At 35.3% G+C, this 21961-nt stretch carries 24 protein-coding genes; 1 reads left to right on the plus strand and 23 read right to left on the minus strand.

Translation table 11 applies throughout. From position 1 onward, the window contains the following. The 22 genes from ligA to FHQ18_RS10860 all read right to left on the minus strand — a co-directional run bounded on the left by ligA (position 1) and on the right by FHQ18_RS10860 (position 18958). A complete protein-coding gene (gene ligA, locus FHQ18_RS10760; RefSeq protein WP_149267181.1) occupies positions 1-1974 on the minus strand; it encodes an NAD-dependent DNA ligase LigA in 1974 nt (657 codons plus the stop codon). 164 nt (positions 1975-2138) lie between these two features. Further along, entirely contained in the window at positions 2139-3341 is a 1203-nt protein-coding gene (locus FHQ18_RS10765; protein ID WP_149267182.1) for a peptidase U32 family protein, read from the minus strand. Further along, entirely contained in the window at positions 3331-3957 is a 627-nt protein-coding gene (locus tag FHQ18_RS10770) for an O-methyltransferase (protein ID WP_149267183.1), read from the minus strand. The genes FHQ18_RS10765 and FHQ18_RS10770 overlap by 11 nt, the downstream gene beginning before the upstream one ends. Beyond that, complete coding sequence (locus FHQ18_RS10775; RefSeq protein ID WP_149267184.1) at positions 3954-4418, minus strand: MotE family protein; 465 nt, start codon at positions 4416-4418, stop codon at positions 3954-3956. Before FHQ18_RS10775 ends, FHQ18_RS10770 begins: the two co-directional genes overlap by 4 nt. A 16-nt stretch (positions 4419-4434) precedes the next feature. Next, on the minus strand, positions 4435-4863 hold the full coding sequence (gene fliJ / locus FHQ18_RS10780; RefSeq protein ID WP_149267185.1) for a flagellar export protein FliJ: 429 nt from the start codon (positions 4861-4863) through the stop codon (positions 4435-4437). Between the two features lie 245 nt (positions 4864-5108). Beyond that, the gene (gene fliI, locus FHQ18_RS10785) at positions 5109-6416 is read right to left on the minus strand and encodes a flagellar protein export ATPase FliI (RefSeq protein WP_149267186.1); all 1308 of its coding nucleotides are present in this window, start codon (positions 6414-6416) and stop codon (positions 5109-5111) included. Beyond that, positions 6394-7152, minus strand: coding sequence for a FliH/SctL family protein (locus FHQ18_RS10790; protein ID WP_149267187.1), 759 nt, complete (start codon positions 7150-7152; stop codon positions 6394-6396). The genes fliI and FHQ18_RS10790 overlap by 23 nt, the downstream gene beginning before the upstream one ends. A gap of 20 nt (positions 7153-7172) precedes the next feature. Then, positions 7173-8183, minus strand: coding sequence for a flagellar motor switch protein FliG (gene fliG, locus FHQ18_RS10795; RefSeq protein ID WP_149267188.1), 1011 nt, complete (start codon positions 8181-8183; stop codon positions 7173-7175). Continuing rightward, complete coding sequence (gene fliF, locus FHQ18_RS10800; RefSeq protein WP_149267189.1) at positions 8184-9857, minus strand: flagellar basal-body MS-ring/collar protein FliF; 1674 nt, start codon at positions 9855-9857, stop codon at positions 8184-8186. A 1-nt stretch (position 9858) separates the two neighbouring features. Continuing rightward, positions 9859-10164 carry a flagellar hook-basal body complex protein FliE gene (gene fliE / locus FHQ18_RS10805; RefSeq protein WP_149267190.1) on the minus strand — a complete coding sequence of 102 codons (306 nt, stop codon included), beginning with the start codon at positions 10162-10164 and terminating at the stop codon, positions 9859-9861. Positions 10165-10338: 174 nt separating this feature from the next. After that, on the minus strand, positions 10339-10470 hold the full coding sequence (locus FHQ18_RS12890; RefSeq protein WP_281285460.1) for a hypothetical protein: 132 nt from the start codon (positions 10468-10470) through the stop codon (positions 10339-10341). Continuing rightward, positions 10470-10874 (minus strand): flagellar basal body rod protein FlgC, encoded by a 405-nt coding sequence (gene flgC / locus FHQ18_RS10810; protein WP_149267191.1) that lies wholly within the window; start codon positions 10872-10874, stop codon positions 10470-10472. Before flgC ends, FHQ18_RS12890 begins: the two co-directional genes overlap by 1 nt. Positions 10875-10882: 8 nt before the next feature. Beyond that, complete coding sequence (gene flgB / locus FHQ18_RS10815) at positions 10883-11287, minus strand: flagellar basal body rod protein FlgB (RefSeq protein ID WP_149267192.1); 405 nt, start codon at positions 11285-11287, stop codon at positions 10883-10885. Between the two features lie 280 nt (positions 11288-11567). Next, complete coding sequence (locus FHQ18_RS10820) at positions 11568-11918, minus strand: NifB/NifX family molybdenum-iron cluster-binding protein (RefSeq protein WP_149267193.1); 351 nt, start codon at positions 11916-11918, stop codon at positions 11568-11570. A gap of 16 nt (positions 11919-11934) precedes the next feature. After that, a complete protein-coding gene (locus tag FHQ18_RS10825; protein WP_149267194.1) occupies positions 11935-12294 on the minus strand; it encodes a NifB/NifX family molybdenum-iron cluster-binding protein in 360 nt (119 codons plus the stop codon). 15 nt (positions 12295-12309) lie between these two features. Next, positions 12310-13176 carry an ATP-binding protein gene (locus tag FHQ18_RS10830; protein ID WP_149267195.1) on the minus strand — a complete coding sequence of 289 codons (867 nt, stop codon included), beginning with the start codon at positions 13174-13176 and terminating at the stop codon, positions 12310-12312. Then, a complete protein-coding gene (locus tag FHQ18_RS10835) occupies positions 13173-14015 on the minus strand; it encodes an AAA family ATPase (RefSeq protein ID WP_188020399.1) in 843 nt (280 codons plus the stop codon). The genes FHQ18_RS10830 and FHQ18_RS10835 overlap by 4 nt, the downstream gene beginning before the upstream one ends. 3 nt (positions 14016-14018) lie before the next feature. Continuing rightward, complete coding sequence (locus tag FHQ18_RS10840) at positions 14019-14228, minus strand: DUF5320 domain-containing protein (RefSeq protein ID WP_149267197.1); 210 nt, start codon at positions 14226-14228, stop codon at positions 14019-14021. A gap of 19 nt (positions 14229-14247) precedes the next feature. Then, positions 14248-14619: a DUF134 domain-containing protein gene (locus tag FHQ18_RS10845; protein ID WP_149267198.1), complete on the minus strand. Its 372-nt coding sequence runs from the start codon at positions 14617-14619 to the stop codon at positions 14248-14250. Positions 14620-14855: 236 nt separating this feature from the next. Next, positions 14856-16046, minus strand: a complete 1191-nt coding sequence (nrfD, locus tag FHQ18_RS10850) for an NrfD/PsrC family molybdoenzyme membrane anchor subunit (protein WP_149267199.1) — start codon at positions 16044-16046, stop codon at positions 14856-14858. Positions 16047-16055: 9 nt separating this feature from the next. Then, positions 16056-16610 carry a 4Fe-4S dicluster domain-containing protein gene (locus FHQ18_RS10855; RefSeq protein WP_149267200.1) on the minus strand — a complete coding sequence of 185 codons (555 nt, stop codon included), beginning with the start codon at positions 16608-16610 and terminating at the stop codon, positions 16056-16058. Between the two features lie 14 nt (positions 16611-16624). Then, positions 16625-18958, minus strand: a complete 2334-nt coding sequence (locus FHQ18_RS10860) for a molybdopterin-dependent oxidoreductase (protein WP_149267201.1) — start codon at positions 18956-18958, stop codon at positions 16625-16627. A 283-nt stretch (positions 18959-19241) separates the two neighbouring features. Between FHQ18_RS10860 and FHQ18_RS10865 the strand changes: the two genes are divergently transcribed. Then, positions 19242-21143 carry an NAD(P)/FAD-dependent oxidoreductase gene (locus FHQ18_RS10865; RefSeq protein ID WP_149267202.1) on the plus strand — a complete coding sequence of 634 codons (1902 nt, stop codon included), beginning with the start codon at positions 19242-19244 and terminating at the stop codon, positions 21141-21143. A 454-nt stretch (positions 21144-21597) separates the two neighbouring features. Here the strand turns inward: FHQ18_RS10865 and FHQ18_RS10870 are convergent, their stop codons facing one another. Next, positions 21598-21948, minus strand: coding sequence for a cytochrome c (locus tag FHQ18_RS10870; protein WP_149267203.1), 351 nt, complete (start codon positions 21946-21948; stop codon positions 21598-21600). Positions 21949-21961 lie beyond the last annotated feature (13 nt).

The raw sequence follows: 21961 nt of genomic DNA on the forward strand, positions 1-21961 counted from the left end.
CTACTCACCAACTAACTTTTTAAACTCATCTTCATTTATAATCTTTACACCAAGACTTTTTGCTTTATCAAGCTTACTCCCTGGATTTTCACCCACAAGAAGAAAATCCGTTTTTTTCGACACAGAGCTTGAAACTTCTCCACCTAACTCTTCTATCAACTTAACAAAATCCCCTCTAGGCTTGCTCAATGTCCCGGTAATGACAAACTTTTTACCCGCTAAAGTTTTACTTTTTTCCTTTGTTTCATCAAGACTAAATTTCAAGCCGTAATTTTTCAATCTATTGATTAAATTTAGAGATTTCTCATCCCTAAGCGTATAATATACAGATTTTGCTATAACATTCCCAATTTCATCAATAGCTATTAGGTCCTCTATCTCAGCACTCATTAAATTATCAATACTTTTAAAATGTTCAGCCAAAATTCTTGCAGTTTTTATCCCTACATGTCTAATACCAAGGGCATATAATACTCTATCAAAAGGTCTTTTTTTACTTTCCTCTACACCCTTTCTCAAATTTTCAGCAGATTTTTTACCAAACCCTTCAAGTGTAGCAATCTTCTCATAATCAAGAGTATAAATATCCCCAATGGACTTTAAAAATCCTAACTCCACAAATTTATTTACAACCTTTTCTCCAAGCCCTTTAATATCCATCGCATCCCTTGATGCAAAATGAATAATGGAGGCTTTCAATTTTGCAGGGCAGTCAGGGTTAAGACAAAGATAGTAGGCATTTTCTTTAAATACAACTCCTCCACATACAGGACAATTTTTTGGGAAAATTATATCTCTTTCTTGCCCAGTTCTCTTCTCTTTCACCACTTTTATAATTTTTGGGATTATTTCACCACTTTTTTCCACAAAAACTGTATCATTAATTTTCACATCAAGACGCTTTATCTCATCTTCATTATGAAGAGTAGCCCTTGAAACCGTAGAACCAGAAATTTTAACAGGCTCAAGTATTGCCACTGGTGTTATTATACCCGTTCTACCTACTTGAAAGACCACATCCTTCAACCGTGTAGTCTTCATCTCAGCAGGGTATTTATATGCCACAGCCCATCTTGGATATTTTATTGTCTCCCCAAGCTCCCTTTGAATTTCATATTCATTTACTTTAATAACAGCACCATCAATCTCATAATCAAGACTATCCCTCAGCTTTCCAAGATACTCGATATGTTCCATTATCTCATCGAAGCTTTTTACTTTTTTGATGTGCTCATTTACCTTAAACCCTATCTCTTTCAGATAAAGCAAATCTTCATAATGGTTATTGTGCTTTCTACCAATATCAAGGGCATAAATATATATATCAAGCCCTCTCATTGCAGCTATTCTCGAATCCAGCAACTTAAGAGTTCCCGCAGCAGCATTCCTGGGATTTGCAAAAGGCTCCAACCCCTGCTTCAGCCTCTCATCATTGATCTTCTCAAATTCACTTCTAGGTAAAAATACTTCACCACGTACCACTAGTTTTTCATTGTAATTGATTCTCAAAGGAATTGTTTTAATTGTTTTTATATTATGTGTAACATCTTCTCCTACAACACCATCCCCCCTCGTAACACCCGCCTTCAAAACACCATTTTCATAAACAAGGGAGATTGCTGCTCCATCTATTTTCGGCTCCACCACAAAGGTTACATCCTTATCAATATTTTTATAAATTCTATTTATAAAATCTCTCAGTTCACCTTCATTATAAGTATTGTCCAGTGAAAACATTTTGATTTCATGAGCTACACTTTTTATACTATCCACCGGAGCATAACCAACACGCTGTAAGGGGGAATCAGGTGCAATAATTTCAGGATATTTCTCTTCAATCTCTTTCAACTTTTTATAAAGCAGGTCATACTCATAATCAGAAATTACAGGGTCATTCAACACATAATATCTGTAATCATGATAATTAATTTCATCCACAAGTTTTCGATATTCTTGCAACAACTTCTCATCCATTTTTCACAACCAAACCTTAATTTTTATATTTCAATGTTATAGTTTTGATTTCTAAACCTATATTACTATCCAATAAATTAGATCGCTTCGCTAACATTTGCAATGACAAACAATTACGTCATTGCAAATCGGCCGCAGGGCGGACGAAGTAATCCCAAATTTATCTATACCTTGTATCTTCTAATTAAAGAACCTTTCTGAAAATTTATCCCACAATCCAAAATATAATCTCTGTTAGGTTTTGTAAATTCAACTCTCTCACCATTCAAATCTAATATTTTATCAAAAATTATTTCCTGTTCAACTAGGTTCTTATCAAGAATATGCAGAGTTTCCCCACTGTTGATCTTCCCTTTACATTCAAAAATCACTTTGCCCCCATCACTTTCCTTTACGACACCTAGAAAATCGGTATTTCTCACATAACTTGATGTTTTATAATTCATAGATGTCTCATCAGCAAAACCGGTATAAAAACCGGTTGTATATTCCCTATTACTTACAGAATTGAGTAAATTTTGTAGATACTCATAATCAGGTGTTCTGCCGGCACTCAAGTCATCAATCACTTTTCTATAAACTCCTGTCACCACAGATACATACATGATACTTTTCATTCTGCCTTCGATTTTAAAGCTTTTGACCCCCATATCAATCAGATCACCAATATATCTCAACAAACATAAATCTTTTGAATTGTAAATATATGTACCTCTTTCATCCTCAAAGATAGGAAAGTACTCTCCGGGTCTCGTCTCTTCCATAAGGTAATAATTCCAACGACATGGATGGGTACATTCCCCACGATTAGCATCTCTTTTCGTCATATAATTACTCAAAACACACCGTCCAGAATGGGAAATACACATGGCCCCATGAACAAAAACTTCTATCTCCATATCCGTGTTTTCACATACTTCTCTTATCTCATCTCTGGAAAGTTCTCTTGCAAGCACCACCCTTTTTGCACCAAGCTCTTTCCACATATTTATGGCATAATAATTAGTGGTATTTGCCTGAGTACTGATATGAACAGGAATATCTATCTTTTCATCTCTGATAAGTTTAAAAATTCCCAGATCACTTATAATGATACCATCAGGATTGATTTCTTTTAATTCATGAAGATAATTTTTTAAATCCTTAAAATCATAGTTTCTTGCATAAATATTGACAGTTACATACCCTTTTTTACCTTTAGAATGAAGGTATTTAAAAGCTTCATCCATCTCTTCCAGAGAAAAATTACCTGCTTGAGCTCTAAGGCCAAAGCTTTTGCCGGACAAATAGACGGCATCGGCTCCAAAATCGATAGCTGATTTAAGTTTTTGGAAGTTTCCTGCAGGACTTAATAACTCAACACTCATAATTTAACAATAATACCCCGTTTCCAATTGGAAGTAAATAAACATTATTATTAAATCTATCGTACATTTCTTTTAAGAATTCACTTAATAATTCAGTGGATTTCTTATATTTTTCAGGCACTTCAGCTGCTTCATCAGCCATAAGTCCATACATTAAAACATCATCAAAAATAACAAAGCTTCCATTCTCTAAATGCGGCTCAAGTAAATAAAACATTTCCAAATAATCCCTTTTTACTGAATCCACAAAGACAAAATCAAATTTTTCATTGCACTCTTTAAGAAATCTTTTTGCGTCATCAAAAACAAACTCCACATTGTCAAAATCTTTCAAAAACTGCTTTGCTTTCTCAACCCTTTCTTTATTATAATCAATTGCCGTAACTTTAGCACCCGTTGAAGATAAGTAAGCAGTGGAAAAACCTACGCCAGCTCCAATCTCCAGTATTTTTTTTGGTTTTTTGAGATTAACCATAAACCTCAAAAATTCTGCTACACATTTGTGGGCAGCAGGAATTTTATTTTCCAATGAATAGCTCTCAATCTCACTAAAATCATCGGAATAAAAATTTGATAAAAATTTAACAATATGAGGCATCATAACTGAAGATTTCATTTTATTTCTCCAAAATCAACATTTTTAGGTGTCATCGCTTCACTAATTTTAGATGCCTTTTCAGGATCAATTTTCCCAAGCTGACTCAATATGCCACCTGCAGCCATCGGACTCATCCTTTTAAAAAGCTGTACAGCTTTTTTCAACTCCATCTTTGAAATAATCTTAGCAGCTGATTTTGGATTTGTTGAAGCATAATATTTCGCCAATCTATCCAAATCCTCATCCTGTATTTTCTTTATCTCATCATAAAGCTTTATTAATTTAGTTAATTTTGCATCGATCTCTTTCTCTTTCTCATTCAAAATACTTTCCAATAATCTCAATTCTTCTTCCCTCTTTTTAAGTGCAGCTTCTTTTTTAAGCAACTCTTCTTCTTTTTTCTTTAAATTTCGAGAAATTCTATCAAGATCCGTAATATTATCCGCTGCCCTCAAATCAATGCAAAAAATAAAAATCATAAATAATATTAAAATGTTACCTATTATACCTCGTAATAACCAACTCATCAATCAGCTTTAACTCCTCTTTCTTTAGAAAATTCCTGTAATCAATTATATGTTTTTCTTTCAACTTTTCCATTATTTTTTTATCATTCAATGCCTCAACCACCTCTTTTTTTTTCTTTTCAATTTCGATTTTCTTTTTATCAATTCTCTTTTTTACATTTTCAATAGCTTTTTCCACTTTATCCTTATATTTGTCATATATCGGTTTCATCAATATCATTTTACTATCTAGAGACATTATTTCTTTATTTAATCTGTCATACTCTGCTGTAAGTAGTTTTTTCTCACTTTCCAAATTTTGTAGTTCACCTCTTAATCTCTCAAGTTCCTGCAACTTGATTTCATAAACTCTATTTCTATGCTCTAATACTTTCTGAAGAGGGAAAACTCTTTTCATCTGGTATCACTCCAAAAATTACAATAACGCTTTAGAAATACAGAGGAAAAACATTTTTCGGGTTCAGGTTTCCAAAAAATCGCCATGGATGGCGATTTTTGAAAAACCTGCCTCGCAGTGGCACTGGACGTGCCACGAGAATGAGAAAAATGTTTTTCCTCTGTATTCACTATGTAATCTACTAATAATACACATAAAATTACTATTCTTTTGCAAAAAATGGGGTGACGCCAGTTTTCATTCATTTACACACCAGCTAATTTATAAAGTTGCAGCAAGGTTCCATCAAAATTTGCAACTTCATCAATCCCCTGCTTCAAGAAATTGTTTATAGCATCGATTTTTGCAATCGCTTCATCAATTTTTTTATTACTTCCTTTTACATAAGCACCAATATTTATCAGATCCTCTGCTTCCCTGTATGTGGCTATTAAATCTCTCAATCTACCTGCAGCCTCAAAGTGTTTCTTATCAACGATCTCTTTCATTAATCTACTTGCACTCATCATAACATCAATGGCAGGGAAATGATTTTTGGCAGCCAAATTTCTATCCAGTACGATATGCCCATCTATTATAGAACGAACTGAATCAGCTATAGGGTCATTCATATCATCCCCTTCTACCAATACCGTATATAATCCCGTAATCGTCCCTTCCCCTTTTTTCGTCCCCGCTCGCTCCAAAAGTTTTGGCAAAAGTGCAAATACAGATGGAGTATAACCTTTTGTAGTGGGAGGCTCTCCCACAGTCAACCCTATTTCCCTTTGAGCCATAGCAAACCTTGTAACGGAATCCATCATAAACATTACGTCCAAACCTTGAGCTCTAAAAAATTCTGCAATTGTGGTAGCCACAAAGGCACCCATCTTTCTAATAAGGGGAGACTGGTCACTTGTAGCCACTATTACAACAGATTTTTTCAACCCTTCTTCACCAAGGTCCCGCTCTATAAACTCTCTAACCTCTCTTCCTCTTTCACCTATGAGAGCAATAACATTTACATCAGCACTACTGTTTCTTGCAATCATACCCAACAAAACACTCTTACCCACACCACTGCCTGCAAAAATACCAACTCTCTGCCCTTTACCAACAGTTAATAGAGCATCAATAGCTCGAACACCTGTTTGTATTTTCTCTTTAATTATTTCCCTCTCAAGAGGTTTGGGAGGATCACGATAGATATTAAGCAGTTCAAACTCATTAATGTTACCTTTGCCGTCAAAGGGCTTACCAAGACCATCCAATACTCTACCAAGTAATTCATTACTAACCTTCACTACATTACCATAAGCTACATTTCTTACAATGCTCCCTGGAGCTATCCCCTCACTCTCAGCATACGGCATAAGAATCACTCTATCATCTTTAAAACCTATTATCTCTGCCAAAATGTTTTTACCATTTACGTTTTCAATCTCACAGCGTGTACCAATACTGAGAAGGGGACCATCTGCTTCAATGGTCAATCCCACTATTTTAGTAACTCTTCCGGAAATGATTATGGAGTCGTCAATTTTTAGATTTTTAAGAAGCTTCAATCTCTTCATTCAATGTCTTTTCAAAATTTTTCAAAATTGTTTCCACTGTAAAATCAAATTCACCAATATTTGTCTTAATTTTAAATCCTCCAGGGGCAACTTCCTCAGTGGGCTGAAAATTATAATCAGGGAACTCAGCTTTAATAACATCCAAATCTTTTGGATTCACATATATTATTGCATCAACAGCACTTTTTATTTTTTCAATATGTTTCTTAAAAACAGATAGTATCATTTCATCATTTATTTTTCTTTCATACCCTATCAACTCTTTTACATAACCGAGCACCAATTGAGGAAGATCTTCATCCAATGCGTTTATCATTTTCCTGATTTCTTCCAAATTCGAAATAGCTTTGTTAATCCCATCTCTTAAAATATTTAAATAATCTTCTTTTTTTGCCTCATATTCTCTTTGAAACTCCTTAGCTTTCTTCAACCCCTCTTGAAGCCCCTTTTCATACCCCTCTTTAAATCCTTCCTCTTTGGCTTCTAATTTAATCTTTTCAACATCTATTGATTTAACCTGTTGTTCTTCATATTGCTTCTCATTTTTCTGTAAAGACTTATCTTCTTCAATTTTTTGTAGTTTTTGAGGTTTTTCCTTTTCTTGGCCTAAAACTTCTTCTTTATCAAAATGCTTAAAAACAAATTGAGATACACCACGTTTGCCAGCATGAAATATTTGAAACTTAAAACTTTCTATCTTGTAAGATTCCTCGGCTTTAATAATTTTTCTACCCATAAAAAATTACCCGATAATAACTAAACATATTGATCTTCTTCGCCACCGGAAATACTAATCACACCCTCTTCATCAAGCTCCCTCACAATCTGCACAATCTCATGTTGAGCTTTTTCAACCTCCTTAAGTTTAACAGGTCCCATATAATCCATCTCTTCTTTCATTGTCTCAACAGCTCTCTTTGACATATTGGAGAAAAATTTATTTTGAAGCTCTTCATCGGCACCTTTTAAAGCAAGGGTTAATGTATTTTTGTCTGCACGTTTTAAAATCTCTTGGATAGCGGTATTATCCAGTCTTCTAATATCATCAAAGGTAAACATCATATCTCTAATCTGTGCCACAAGCTCAGGTGCATCTTTCTCTAGTCGCTCAAGGGTTACTTTAGCAGTACTTCTATCCATCCTGTTTAAAATCTCTGCCACTGATTTTACACCACCAACATCTACTTTATAAGAACTTATGGACTCAAAACGTTCTTCCAACGTTTTCGAAAGTGTTTTAATAACAGAAGGAGAAATATCTTGCAAATTTGCAATTCTTAGAGCTACATCAGCTTTTAAATCTTCAGGCAACTCACTTAAAGCTTCAGCTGCCTGAGAAGGATCAAGATGAGCCAAAATCAGTGCAATTGTTTGAGGATGCTCATTCTGAATAAATTTTGCAAGTTGTTTTGGATCAATTTTGGTAAGAAACTCAAAACCTGTGGACTGTTCAAGAAGTTTTGTTAGTCTATCGATAATTTTCCTTGCTCTTTCAGGTCCCAAAGACTTGGTCAAAACAGATTTTGCATAGTCAAGACCACCTTTGGAAATAAACTTTTTGGCAAGATACATATTATAAAATTCTTCAATCACATCATCAGCTATATTCGGATCAACTATCTTGGTAAGAGCAATCTCTTTCGAGATCTCCTGAACCTCATCATCATCAAGCTCAGCTAAAATTCTCGAAGATACCTCTTCACCTAATGTTATTAATAAAATTGCTGCTTTTTTTATCCCAGATAATTGCTGTTTTTCTTCTGCCATTTACCAACCCTCTTTAATCCATACCTTAATCAGATTTGCAAGCACTTCTGGATCTTCATTTGCAGCTTCTTCAAGTTTTTTAATCATAACTTTTGTTTTTACCGTATCAATATCCACAGGTGCACTCTCTTCCAACTCACTTTCAATCTCTTTTTCAAGCTCTTCTATAGTTTTTGGAAATTTTATCTCTTCTCCCAAAGTAATATCAAGGGCCTCACCTTTCCCAGCCCCTACACCTGCTGCTACAAAAGTCCCTTCTTCAGTCTCTCTGACATGTTCAAGTCTTTTCATAATTGGCCTGATTGCAAGGAAGTAGAATAGTAAAATAATTACAAGGGCAAAGACATATTTTGCAATTGTAAAAATCAAATTCATTTTTTCCTGCCTTTGATAAAAAGAAGCTTCCACTACATCATGAGTTGTATCAAAGGATATATTGGTTACTTCAATCCTATCCCCTCTTTTCTCATCTATACCTGCAGCAGATGCCACAAGTTTTTTAATTTTTTCTATTTCATCAGGCTTCCACTGTACATACTCAATCTCTGTTTTATTCCCATTTTTTTTCAAAATCTTTTTATCATTAAGTAATACCGCTACAGTAATTTTTTTAACCTCACCAATAGCTTTTTCTTCTTTTGTTACTGTTTTACCCACTTCAAAATTTTGAGTAGTTTCTGCCCTAGTATATTCGGAATTGTTACCAGTTGGTGCAGGAGTTGGTTCTGCTAAATTAGATGCTACCCCAGGAACACCTCCTGGTGCACTTGGAATATTTTTACTCTCTACCTCAACAGTCTGCTGAGATCTCAGTACCGGGTTTGGATCATACTCCTCTTTTGAAATCACTCTTTTTGTAAAATCGATCTCCGCTGTCACTTTAGCTACAGCATTATCAGGACCAAGAACTCTGGACAAAATAGCATTTATCTTTGCTTCAAGGTTTCTTTCAATGTTTCTTTGATATTCAAGTTGTGTCTGTGTCATTAAAAGTGGAGCATTTTCCTTTGATAAAAAATCGCTTAACAGTCTTCCTTTAGAATCTATGATTTGCACATTTTCAGGAGTTAACCCTTTAACTGCACCGGACACAAGGGATGCTATAGCTTTAATATTTTCCCTACTTATTCTAGCACCATTTTTAAATTTCAATACCACGGTGGCTTTAGGTTCACTCTCCTCTGACACAAAAATCCTTTCCTTTGGCAAAGTTAAATGAACCCTCGCATCCTCCACTTCTTCAAGGCTCCTTATTGTCCTTACCAATTCTCCCTGAAGGGCTCTTTGATAATTCACATTTTGGGCAAATTCTGAAACACCAAATGAAGATTTATCAAAAAGCTCAAACCCTGCACCACCCCCTGTGGGGATACCTTCCTGAGCAAGATCCAACCTGAGTTCGTAAACCTCTTTTTCAGGTACAAGTATAGTTTTCCCATCATCTTTTAATTTATAAGGAATTCTTTTCCCTTTTAGACTTTCCACAATTTTTGATGCATCATCTGGTGACAAATTTGCATAAAGAGTCTTATAAACTGGTTTATTTGCCCAGATTACTAATACTACAATAGATAAAAAAACAGCAGCAGTAGCAGAAATAATAGAAACTTTTTGTACAAGACTTAAATTATTAAATACGGTTTTAAACTGGTTAATAAAATCTTTTAATGCCATATTATACCTGAGTTCTCATTATTTCTTGATAAGCCTCCAATAATTTATTTCTCACTTCCAGCATTAATTTTAAAGAAACATCAGCCTTTTGCAAAGCAATCATTGTCTGATGGATATCTTTCGTCTCACCATTTAACACCTTTTTAACCGCCTCATCAGCTTCAAGCTGGGCATCATTTACCTCTTTTATGGCCTTTTTCAAAAGGTCTGAAAAGTCAACAGAATTATCATTCTTTTCCTGCTCAACTTTTTGCCCAGTATCTAATTTATTTGGTAAGAGAAAATTAACCTTGTTAATTCCAGACATATTAACCTCTTTAATAAGTATACATTTTTTTTACTTATCTATCAATATTAAATTAGTTGCCACTGAAAAAGTGGCAACTAATTTATAATAGTTAAAAACTATTAAAATTAAAAAATTCTATTTAATAATTAGTTCTCACTTTTTCAGTGAGAACTAATTTATTATGGCAACACCCTAATTTTTGTAAATCTGGGTAATAGGGTTAAAGTTAAGGTTGAGGTTATGGAAATAAAATTCCTGTACCACTTCTACAACCATTACAACCTTTACTACCCCTAATACCCCTACTACCTTTAATACATTCACTAAGCTCTACCAATTTCAAGAGCTTTCAAAGCAAGTTGCTTTGCAGTGTTTAATACTGTAACGTTTGCTTCATAACTTCTTGATGCCTCAAGCATATTAACCATCTCTTCTATTGGATTTATATTAGGATAGGCCACATATCCTTCTTCATTGGCATCTGGGTGTCCTGGTTCATATTTCAAAACTGGAGGTTTTTCATCTTCGATGACCTTTTCTACCTTTACACCACCGGCAAGTTCCCCTTCTAAAATCTCTCTAAATACAATATCTTTCCTTTTGTAGGGACCACCCTCTTCCGTTCTTGTAGTATTGGCATTGGCAAGATTTGATGAGATAACATTAATTCTTATTCTCTGTGCTGACAAACCTGTTGCTGATATCTTTAAAACATCAAAAAAACTCATAACTCCTCCTATCTACCCTGAATTGCACTTTTCAACCTTGTAAATTCATAACCAGTAATTTGTGAAAGCATATTAAAAAGAATACCATTTGATGCCATTTCACTCATTTCATATTCGAGATTCACATCATTCCCATCATTTCTGACAGACATATTATTTTGGTATTTCACAAAGGATGCGGGAGATATCAAATCATTTTTTCCCATTAAATGTTTTGGATTCGTAACATAGAGAGGAAGTTTTTTCCCGTTATCAAATGCGTTCTTCATAACTTCATTAAAATCAAGTTTTTTCGCTTTATAAAAAGGGGTATCTACATTTGCAATATTTTCAGCAATTATCTTGTTTTTATAAGAGGTTACATCAAGAGCAAAACCAAGTTTATCAATTTGTGTAGCGCTAAAGATATTCATTTCCACCTCCATCTACACTAAAAAATAAACAAAATTTATGCCAATTTTTGTGGAATGCTATTGTAGTTTATACTGAAAAAATAATTTTGTAGATTGCTTTGCTATCGCTCAGAGTGACTAAAAAACGTAACGCGTGACACGTAACAACCGTAATGCGCTTAACGCATCACGCTTTACGTGTTACGATTGTTACGTGTCACGGTATTTTTGAATAAAGCTTGTTATTAAAAACTTGGATAAATCAAAATATCAAACAAATTAAAAAAAGGAGGAAACCTCCTTAATGACAGCTATTTCCTCCAGAACAAAATCCGCCAACTTTAGTCAATTCACTTTTTAAAAACTTTTCAATTGCTTCAGTAGGATTGTAACCTGGCACATTGGAAAAAACTTCTATACCTTTACTCTCAAGCATCTCAACAGCCTTATGCCCTATACCTTTACACAACAAAACACCTACCCCTTGTGAAATAAGCCACATTGGGTACGAACCAAACTGATGTGCAGGAGCTACATAATAATTTGATTCAACAATATTTTCATTTTCAACGGTTGCAATAAAAAATTTTGAAGCATGGCCAAAATGTTCACTAATCCTATTATCTTCAGTTAAAGGTATTGCTATTTTCATTTTATCCTCCTAATGGTTATATGTGTGGCTTACCAGCACTTTGTATTTCTTCTAACTCATCTTTATTAAAACCCTCGATATTTTCTTTTACACTTAAATCCGCATACCCTTTAAAAATCCTTATGTTGTTTGCTTCCAAAACACTAAAAGCTTTAGGTCCAACACTTCCCGTAATTAACACATCTACTCCCTCGTCCACAATTGAAGTAGCAGCCTGAATCCCTGCACCATGATCAAGAGACATATTTTTAGAATTATCTATAAAATACCCCTCATTCTTTTCAGTATCATAAACATACCAGTATCTCGCACGTCCAAACCTTGGATCCATCTTCTCATTTACATCATCTTTTAAGGCTGTAACCAATATTTTCATACTCACCTCCAAAACTCACATTTTCTTTAACCCATCAAAAATTTCAGCAAAAACTTTTTTATAAAGTTCAGCGTACTCAGGTAGCACCATACATCTTTTTAATGAATCTACAACATTCAGCGAATAATCAACTTTCCCAAGCATCTCAACTTCTTTATCTTCAAAATAATTTAAAATTTCGCAATCTATGTCAGGGTTTAATCCAAATTTATTAATAATTACGCATATCTTACTCTTAAAATGTTGTAATAGCTCCATACACCTTTTTATATCGTGTAATCCTGAAACTGTTGATTCCACCACTAACAACGCTATATCAGCATTAGATAGTGCAGATATAGTACTACATCCTACTCCAGGAGGCCCATCCACAAGAATAATTTCACTATTTTGCTTTTCGGCCAATTCTCTCGCATCTTTTTTAACCTCAGCCACCAATTTACCGGAATTCTCCTCCGCAACATTTAGTTTTGCATGAACCATTTTAAAGCCGAACCTTGTGTTCGAAATATATTTTTTACCGGTTAACTTCTCACTTGATGAAATGGCTTCCACTGAGCAAACATAGCTACAAAAACCACACCCTTCGCAAGCAATCCCATCAATAAGATAACGCCCATCAATTACATTTATGGCGTCATATTCACACTTCTGACGACATTCATCACAATTAGTACAAACATCATTATCGATTACGAACTCTAATCCGGAATAAAAATCCTTTTCCGTTTCAATATCAGGCTTCATCAAAATATGTAAATCAGCCGCATCAACATCCGCATCCACTAATACATCATTGTGGTTCAAAAAATATGCAAGGGATGCAGTTACCGTAGATTTACCTGCACCACCTTTTCCACTAACAACCACTATCTCTTTCAATTTTCTACCTCAATTAACTTATTATAAACATCTCGAAAAACTTCGTCATACTCATCCAGCGCAAATTCTCCCTTTGAATACTTATATGCTATATTTTTCTCCAATGGAATTTTAGCAAGAACATTAATACTTTCTTTATCACAAAAAGGTATTATTTCTTTCCCATCTTTAAATTTATTTATAACGAGATGATAATCTTTATTTAATTCGCTAAGCAAATCGTGAATCAATGTAAAATCATAAAATCCAAAAGGGGAATCTTCAGCTACAACAATCACCTTATCAACATCCTTTACCACTTCAATAACAGGGCATGATGTTCCAGGAGGGGCATCCATTACAACCACTTCGTATTTTTCTTCAATTCTCTTTATTTTCTTTTTCACATCTTTGATCAAAGAAGTTGTAAGCACTTCACCGACATTTAATCTCCCCTCAATAAATGAAGGATTATTCACTTCATTAATACCTATTTTCCCTATGCACCTTTTATCTTCCGCTATAGCTTCAAATTTACATACGTATTCACACGCTCTACAACCATGGCAAAGCTCCGGAAAAAGCATCCAGAAACCTTTAGAAACCGCTAAAGCTTTAAACATGCACTTCTCTGCACATTCTCTGCAGTATGCACAATTTTCCTTTATCAGTTTTGGAATATAAGTATAAGACTCACTATATTTTAATGGATAGTTAAAAAATAGATTACCGTTCGGCTCTTCCACATCAAGGTCAGCCAATAAAACTTTTTTACCTATTTTGCTAAGAAATTTTGAAAAATTAATGGCAAAGGTGGTTTTACCTGTACCACCCTTGCCACTAATAACTGCAACTTTCACCACTTATCCTCGTCTACATCCAAAACCACGTCCGTATCCTCTGCCTAACCCTTGACCTCTACCATTATGGCAGCTGCCATCTCTTAATCTTCTTCTTACTGGATATTCCGCATTAGTATTTTCTCTGTTTTCAACATTCCCATTACATCTTCCAAGGCCTCTACCTGTTCTTGGGCCTTCACCTATTGGTCCAGTTCTATCAAATCCTGGCATATTGCACCTCCTTCTATTTTTATTTTTCAACTTTTTTGCATTTATGCTTACTTCCTAAAAATCCTGTTTCCTTACCACATCTACGGCATCTGTGCCTTCTAACAAACTCAACACTTCCACCCTCAATAACAAGCTCTTTCGATTCTATGAGCATTTCTGCCACCTTTCTTCTAGCCTTTTCTACCAACCTTGAAAAAGTGGGTCTAGAAATCCCCATAAGCTCTGCAGCTTCTTCGTGATCAAGCCCTTCATAATCTGCCAACCTGACCGCTTCCAACTCATCCATAGCAAGTTCCACTTTTTCAAGCTCCGTACTTGGAACTCCCTTCGGCTTAAATTCATAATATTTTGGTTTAAAAGCAACCATTCTTACCTTACTTGGTCTTGCCATTTTCCACCTCACCTATAATATAATAAACATATGTTCATAACGCAACCCTTTTTTTAATTTTACATTATTTCATAATTAACACAATAAAAAACCTATCAACCTAATAGTATTTATGTTTATTGGTATATACAAATATGCTACAACTTATTGAAATGAATTAGGATTTAAAAGTTAAGATTATATATCAGATATGAAGATAATAAAAAAGGGGAGCCTTTAAGCTCCCCTTTACATTTTTAGTGATGCTCTGTTTCCAAATTCAGAAACTTTTCAGCGGCAAAATATAAGAAGAGAAATACACCCCAACCAAGTGCAAATATCATCCATTCTCCAGTAGATGGAGAATAATGAGCCAAACCGGAAATGGTTGTATGAACTCCAGAACCTTCATAACCAGCTCTCATTGGTGGTAACTGACCTGCCACAATAAAATCGTATCTCGTAAAGAATAGCCCTATCATGTAAATAAATCCAGCCACACCCAAAGCTTTCATGCTTTTAGCTTTAGTAACTACAATAATGAGTAATGGTAACACAACAGCCAATAAAACTTCACCAATCCAGAAATTCAAACTTAAAGGTCCTTTTAACAAAGCAAGAATAGCTTCATACGCTCCCTTTGGCTCAGTGTACAAAGATGACATTATCTTCCAGAAATAAAGGAATATCATCATCCCTATTCCCATCCCCATTAATTTACCAAGAGCAGTCATTGATTCTTCTAAATCGGATGGGATTCTTCCTTTATAAACAATATTGTGGATTAACATAAGCATAGCAGCGCCAGCTGTAATCCCTGAAATTACAAGAAATGTTGAGAAATATATACCATGGTAAAAAGGTCTCGCATTTAGGGATCCGAAAACATAACCAAGGTTACTTGTAGCAACTGTACCTACGAGCAGTGCAAAAAATCCCACAATAGCTGATGCAGTATGGCTTGCACCCTTAGGATTAAACACAAGGTATAATTCTATGGCAAGGATTACAAGCTCGATGGAATAGAACACACCCATCCAAACAATAGGAGCTCTCAAATTAGGAGATAAAATCAAATATATCATAAGTCTAATAGGATGGCCAATCTCCATACCAATTTGAGTAAAACCTGCCAATAGGATCACAAACGCCATAACAACTATTCTTTTGCTGATTTTTCCATATTTCTCATAACCGAAAGCGTGAGCCAAACCACCTATAAAAGCAAGCCCGGTAGAAGTAATAACAAAATATGCGTAGGTTGCAATCAGCAATCCCCAAGGTACTTCTCTATTGACAGCATAAACAGCTTCATGTCCTTTCATCAATACTTGCAAAACAGCTATCCCACCAATAGCCAACAAAATTAAACCTATGAAAATAAATGGATAGGCTGGAATTTCCTTATTTACGCTAAAAAATGATTTCTTTTCTACATGAGCAGACATATTATCCTCCTACTTTAAGTAAAATAATCTTGGGCGAGTATTTCTATCAGGTTTCAACTGATAATATGCCCTTGATGCCAGCAACTTGCTCACTTCACTATTAGGATCATTCAGATCTCCAAACACCCTAACCTTAGTTGGGCATGTTTCCACACATGCTGGCTCTCTACCTTCACTGAGTCTGTGATAACACATTGTACATTTTTCAATAGCCTTATGATGCTCGCTGACAAATCTTGCATCATAAGGACATGCAGTCATACATGCCTTACAAAGTATACATTTATCATAATCAACCAATACCACCCCTTCTTCGGTCTTATATGTCGCATGAGTAGGACATACACTTTCACAAGGGGTGTTTTCACAGTGCTGACATTGAGAAGGTTGATATTCCTGATGTAAATTAGGAAAATGTCCTTGTAATGGCAACTCAGTTACCCAAATTCTATATGTTTCATCTCCGACAGGAACACCGTTTTCAAACTTACAGGCAACGGTGCAGGCCTTACAGTTTAAACATTTTTTTGTATCTAAAACTATAGCATAATGCTTTTTACTCATAGCCGCACCCCTATTTACGCTTTCCTGATTTCAACAAAAGTTTCATGCATTGCTGCATTGCCTGAAATCGGTTCAATGGCACTCTTTATAATAGCAGCTTGTGATCCGCCTTTCTTATAAACCAGCTTCAACCAAGGAGATAATCTTCCATAACCATGGGCATAATAAACACAATCAGGCCTAATCTTTTCTGTAACATATGCTTTTACTCTTTGTTCACCCACTTCACTCTTCACAATTACATAATCCCCTGTGTTAATACCCAGTTTCTTAGCCTCTTTGGTATTTATCCAGATCACATTCTCTTTTAAAAGCTCCCATAAATATGGGTTATTCTGGGTACTTGTATGGGTATAAAACCCATGTCTTCCCACAATAAATCTATACTTACCAGGCGCATCTTTTGGCCTTCTGTATACTGGAAGAGGATCAAGCCCTTTCGCTTCATATTTAAGGTTGTACAGTTCAATTTTACCGGAACGTGTTTTAAATCTGAATCCTGGTTTCCTTGTTTTGCCATAATGGGGTTTATCTGTTAGATAAAAGGTCCCTTCCTTCTTACACTTTTCAAAAGCACCTGGATATTTAGATAGCTGATGTCTTACAAATTCTTCTGTTGTTTTATGGAAAATCTCTTCAACTACAGTCTCTTTAAATTCTTCCACCTCTTCAGGATCAGCATCATCCCAAAGTGCAGGAATCTTCAACATTTCATCCACGATTCCAGCAGCAATTTCATGCATTGACTTTGTATCAAACAATGGCTTGATTACAGGTTGTCTAAAAGCAACTACTGGCCATATACCTGACTCACCATGACAAGGATCCCATCTTTCAAGATATGTAGATTCAGGCAACACAATATCTGCAAACCAAGCTGTATCGGACATCTGCACATCAATTACGCAGATAAATTCCATCTGTTCAAGCATTTTCAGTGTCTTACGTCTTTCTGGTACAGATTCAACAGGGTTTTGTTTGTAAACCATCATCCCTTTCACAGGATATGGCTCACCTTTAAGCACAGCTTCCCTTAATGCAAGCCAGCTACCATCCTTTTCACCTAAGAAGGTACAGGAATCAGTGGGTAGTCCAGCTGATGTTCTTTCATCATCAGGGAGAAGTTCTTTGATAATTCCTTTAGCTTCCTTATCAATTCTATCTTCAGCCATATCGAAAACAGGGAAAACTATGTCATCATGTTTAGCCAAAGCTATCTTTGATTTAGGTACAATACCGCCAGGAACATCCCAGCTACCACAAATAGCCGTTAAGATGGCACATGCTCTTCTGAAATATGTGTCATTTACATACCAAGAGCTCCTTCTACCTGGATACACAAGACTTCTTGGAGCGTACTTTGCGAATTCTCTAGCAATCCATCTGATTTCAGATGCAGGAATTTCACACTCTTTTTCAGCCCACTCAGGTGTGTATTTTTTTACATGTTCTGCAAGCTTATCAAAACCGTAAGTATATTTCTCAACAAACTCTTTATCATACAAATTCTCGCTAATGATTACATTTATCAAAGCGAGAACAAGAGCCATATCGGTACCAGGCTTAATTGGATACCATTTATCCGCTTTGGCAGCAGTATTGGTAAATCTTGGGTCAAAGTATATAAGCTGCTGCCCTTTTGGTTTAAATCTCTGAAAATCTACAGAATCAGGAGTCACAAGCCCTTCAGCTCTATTTGCTCCAAACATAAGAACAAATTCAGCGTTTCTCATATCCGCATCTGGATATGTCCCAAAAACAGACATCCATCCTTGAATTACTGATGCCAGACAAAGGGTTGGATGTCTAACGGTATTGAGAGAACCATAAGACTGTGCCAAGAAGTAGAAAAATTCTTCTTGAAACCCTTCAGTGGATGCAAACAATACGGTAGATCTATTTTCATATTTCTGTTTCAACTCAGCCAGCTTGTTTGCCACATATTTGAAAGCCTCATCCCAGCTAATCTCTTTCCACTTACCTTCACCTCTTTTTCCAACTCTCAGTAAAGGTTTTTTCAACCTGTTTGGATCATAAGGAACTGCAGCCCCTGCATTTCCTCTAGCACACAACATCCCTCTACTTTTAAGATATTTTGGGTTAGGGTTTAGCTTTTTGATTCTTCCATCCACAACTTCAGCAATCAATCCACACTTATTAACGCATATTGCACATGTAGAAGGAATGAACTTTCTTCCACGTTCACCACCATTACTTGATTCTGCACTGTGCTCAGATGCCACTGCTTTTAAACTTGATAATCCACCAGCCATTGCGATGGCTGCTGCAGTAGTACCTGAGGCTGCTAAAAACTTTCTTCTGCTAATTTTTAAATCTGCTAGCTTCATAATAGCAGTCCTCCTGTATTTAATAGCTTAGCTACCTTAGAATTGTATACAATATACATATTTTGTTAGCATATGCAAGAAAAATTTTTATCTTTTGACAAATAGTTGCATAACTTCACAAAAGTTTTCAAACGGAATTTTATTTTAAATAACAATGGGTTAAATTAGGACCAATATTGTATTATTCAAATAATCAAATATTTTAAAATTTTTTTATTGAAGTTACGAACATATGATTATAATTTATTTCGTATTAAAACTACTACAAGAGGGAGGATGTATTATGATTTACAAAGAACCTGTTTCAATCAAAAACTTAAAATTCAAGAATAGATTTATCATGGCACCGATAAAAACCGGGTACGGCTCACCTAATGGTGATGTCAATGAAAGACATCTCACCTACTACGATAATGTATCAAAAAGTGGCGTAGCAATGATTATTTTAGAACCTGTGTCCGTATCCCAAAGTGGCAAAGAACACCCAAAGCAGATTACCATACATCTTGAGAATAGCGTAGAAAATTTAAAAAAGATTGTGAATTTACTACATAAAAACGATTGTCTTGCTTGCATCAATTTAAACCATGCAGGCCGGGCTGCCAATCCCAAGGCAACAGGAATGCCCCCAAAGGCACCATCATCCATAACCTGCCCATCCACAGGACAGACCCCAGAAGAACTTACCAAAGATGAAATTGAAGCAATTTTACACGATTATGAAGTAGCTGTAAAAAGAGCCGTCGAAGCTGGATTTGATGCCATTGAAATACAGTGTGGACACGGATACCTGGTGCATCAGTTTTTATCAGAGCGATTAAACAAAAGAAATGACGAATATGGTAAAGATAAAACTCTCTTTTTAAGAAAAGTTTTAGAAATCGCTGCAAATAATGCACCTAACACCGTGAAATTTATAAGAATCTCCGCAAATGAATTCGTAGAAGAAGGTATTACACCTGAAAAAAATAAAATAATTTTAGACCTTGCTAAAGAATATGGCTTTGACGCTATCCATTGCGGCCTTGGAAATGCTTGTGATACTTCACCATGGTATTATAGCCACATGGCACTACCTGAAAATATGCAAATTGAAGCATTCAAAGCAATAAAAAATATGACAGACCTGCCTATAATTGCTGCAGGTAGAATGGCTGATTTGGAGAAAATCAAGCTTTTCGAACGTGAAAATATTGCAGATTTTATTGCATTTGGAAGACCTCTTATTGCTGATCATAATTTGGTTAATAAAATATTAGAAGATAAAACCGATGATATTGTTTATTGCGGCTATTGTTTGCAAGGATGTTTATATAATGTAAGAAATGGTAAGGGACTTGGCTGTATTGTAAATCCAGAAATTGATAAAAAACCTGTCACAAAAACAGACAATCCTAAAAAAGTTGCCGTTATAGGTGGTGGTCCTGCCGGTATGAGTGCAGCAATTACACTTTCAAAAATGGGACATAAACCAACTTTATTTGAAAAAAACAATGAGCTTGGTGGGCAATTCAGATTAGCTCCCCTTGCTCCTCACAAAGAAACAATGACAAGACCATTGGAAGGGTTAATTAATGAAACTATAAAACATGTAAAAGATATTAAATTGAATTATGCTTTTACTGAAAATGACATAGACGGTTTTGATTATTATATTGTAGCCACAGGCTCAAGACAAAACATCCCTGAAATTGAAAATTTAGACGCTCAATATTGGATAACAAGCCTAGAGTTTTTTGAAAACTCAAAACCGGTTAAAGGTAAAAGAGTCCTAATAATCGGTGCTGGAATGGTGGGGATGGAAGCTGCAGAGGTATTGGTGGAAAAAGGGTATGATGTGGTAATTACAAAAAGAACAGACACCATTGCCAATGATATGGAGCCTATAACCAAAAACCTTATGTTAAAGCGTCTCCAAAATAAACCAAATATCAAGATTATGCCTAATACTAAGGTCTTAAAGTTTGAAAAAAATGGTGTAGTTTATGAACACGAAGGTAAAAAGGGGAAATGGGAGCCTTTCGACACTGTAATTGTGGCCTCAGGAATGTTGCCAAACCACGAATTGCATACATTACTTGTGAAAAAACGCAAAAATGTTTTAGTTGTCGGAGATGCAAACTGTCCAGAAGATATTTTCGCAGCCACTCAACAAGGATACAAAGCAGCAATCTCAATCGAATAATAAACTGGAGTCACCCCATTTTTTGGAAAACTTTGTTTTAATGAGTTTGCGGGAAAACATTTTTCGTAGTTTTCATTTACGAAAATTAAATTTATAAAAATAATACTTTCTATTTTTATCCTATTTTCGGGGGGTTTTAAAGGGGGGTTACCCCCTAAATTAGTTTTCTGAAAAGAAAACTAATTTCCTAAAACATTTATTTACGGTCTTATCCTATTTTCGGGGGGTTTTAAAGGGGGGTTACCCCCTTTATGTTCTGTTATGGATGGCGGTTTTAGAGGGACAACCTCGGAAAAAAACAGGATGTTTTTTGAGAATGAGCAAGAAAATAGCAGACACATTTTCTCTCAATAAAACATATATTTCGTTTTAATATCAATTAATTACAAGTTTGAAAACTTAAAAAATGGGGTGACCCCAGAATAATAAAAAGAGGGGGTGTCCCCCTCATTTCTTATTTTACGAAATACTCTGTAGTTTCGCAACTCTCAGGCTGATTAGAATCATATGCATGATTTACCACAAACATTTCGATCTTTTTCCAATCAATATCCTTTAACTTGCCAAAATCTATACCCTTATGTACATCCATCAAATATTTTCTATTATTGGCAAAAACATTTTTCCATTGTTCTTGAGTCTTTGAATTTGGAGCCAACTTAGGAAAATCGACTTTTTTACCATCATGACACGCAAGTCTACAATACTTTTTCCAAATGTTTCTTCCTGCATCTGGTGATTTCCCAGCATAAATTGTCATAGAAGCAAAAAAACTAACTAAAACAAAAATAAGAACTTTTTTCATGACATCCTCCCAC

It is taken from the genome of Deferribacter autotrophicus (assembly GCF_008362905.1).
Lineage (GTDB): Bacteria > Chrysiogenota > Deferribacteres > Deferribacterales > Deferribacteraceae > Deferribacter > Deferribacter autotrophicus.

What these genes read in the sequence shown, in the direction of transcription:
- ligA (WP_149267181.1), bottom strand. Translation starts at nt 1,974, where the DNA reads ATGGATGAGAAGTTGTTGCAAGAATATCGAAAACTTGTGGATGAAATT.
- FHQ18_RS10765 (WP_149267182.1), bottom strand. Translation starts at nt 3,341, where the DNA reads ATGAGTGTTGAGTTATTAAGTCCTGCAGGAAACTTCCAAAAACTTAAA.
- FHQ18_RS10770 (WP_149267183.1), bottom strand. Translation starts at nt 3,957, where the DNA reads ATGAAATCTTCAGTTATGATGCCTCATATTGTTAAATTTTTATCAAAT.
- FHQ18_RS10775 (WP_149267184.1), bottom strand. Translation starts at nt 4,418, where the DNA reads ATGATTTTTATTTTTTGCATTGATTTGAGGGCAGCGGATAATATTACG.
- fliJ (WP_149267185.1), bottom strand. Translation starts at nt 4,863, where the DNA reads ATGAAAAGAGTTTTCCCTCTTCAGAAAGTATTAGAGCATAGAAATAGA.
- fliI (WP_149267186.1), bottom strand. Translation starts at nt 6,416, where the DNA reads ATGAAGAGATTGAAGCTTCTTAAAAATCTAAAAATTGACGACTCCATA.
- FHQ18_RS10790 (WP_149267187.1), bottom strand. Translation starts at nt 7,152, where the DNA reads ATGGGTAGAAAAATTATTAAAGCCGAGGAATCTTACAAGATAGAAAGT.
- fliG (WP_149267188.1), bottom strand. Translation starts at nt 8,183, where the DNA reads ATGGCAGAAGAAAAACAGCAATTATCTGGGATAAAAAAAGCAGCAATT.
- fliF (WP_149267189.1), bottom strand. Translation starts at nt 9,857, where the DNA reads ATGGCATTAAAAGATTTTATTAACCAGTTTAAAACCGTATTTAATAAT.
- fliE (WP_149267190.1), bottom strand. Translation starts at nt 10,164, where the DNA reads ATGTCTGGAATTAACAAGGTTAATTTTCTCTTACCAAATAAATTAGAT.
- flgC (WP_149267191.1), bottom strand. Translation starts at nt 10,874, where the DNA reads ATGAGTTTTTTTGATGTTTTAAAGATATCAGCAACAGGTTTGTCAGCA.
- flgB (WP_149267192.1), bottom strand. Translation starts at nt 11,287, where the DNA reads ATGAATATCTTTAGCGCTACACAAATTGATAAACTTGGTTTTGCTCTT.
- FHQ18_RS10820 (WP_149267193.1), bottom strand. Translation starts at nt 11,918, where the DNA reads ATGAAAATAGCAATACCTTTAACTGAAGATAATAGGATTAGTGAACAT.
- FHQ18_RS10825 (WP_149267194.1), bottom strand. Translation starts at nt 12,294, where the DNA reads ATGAAAATATTGGTTACAGCCTTAAAAGATGATGTAAATGAGAAGATG.
- FHQ18_RS10840 (WP_149267197.1), bottom strand. Translation starts at nt 14,228, where the DNA reads ATGCCAGGATTTGATAGAACTGGACCAATAGGTGAAGGCCCAAGAACA.
- FHQ18_RS10845 (WP_149267198.1), bottom strand. Translation starts at nt 14,619, where the DNA reads ATGGCAAGACCAAGTAAGGTAAGAATGGTTGCTTTTAAACCAAAATAT.
- nrfD (WP_149267199.1), bottom strand. Translation starts at nt 16,046, where the DNA reads ATGTCTGCTCATGTAGAAAAGAAATCATTTTTTAGCGTAAATAAGGAA.
- FHQ18_RS10855 (WP_149267200.1), bottom strand. Translation starts at nt 16,610, where the DNA reads ATGAGTAAAAAGCATTATGCTATAGTTTTAGATACAAAAAAATGTTTA.
- FHQ18_RS10860 (WP_149267201.1), bottom strand. Translation starts at nt 18,958, where the DNA reads ATGAAGCTAGCAGATTTAAAAATTAGCAGAAGAAAGTTTTTAGCAGCC.
- FHQ18_RS10865 (WP_149267202.1), top strand. Translation starts at nt 19,242, where the DNA reads ATGATTTACAAAGAACCTGTTTCAATCAAAAACTTAAAATTCAAGAAT.
- FHQ18_RS10870 (WP_149267203.1), bottom strand. Translation starts at nt 21,948, where the DNA reads ATGAAAAAAGTTCTTATTTTTGTTTTAGTTAGTTTTTTTGCTTCTATG.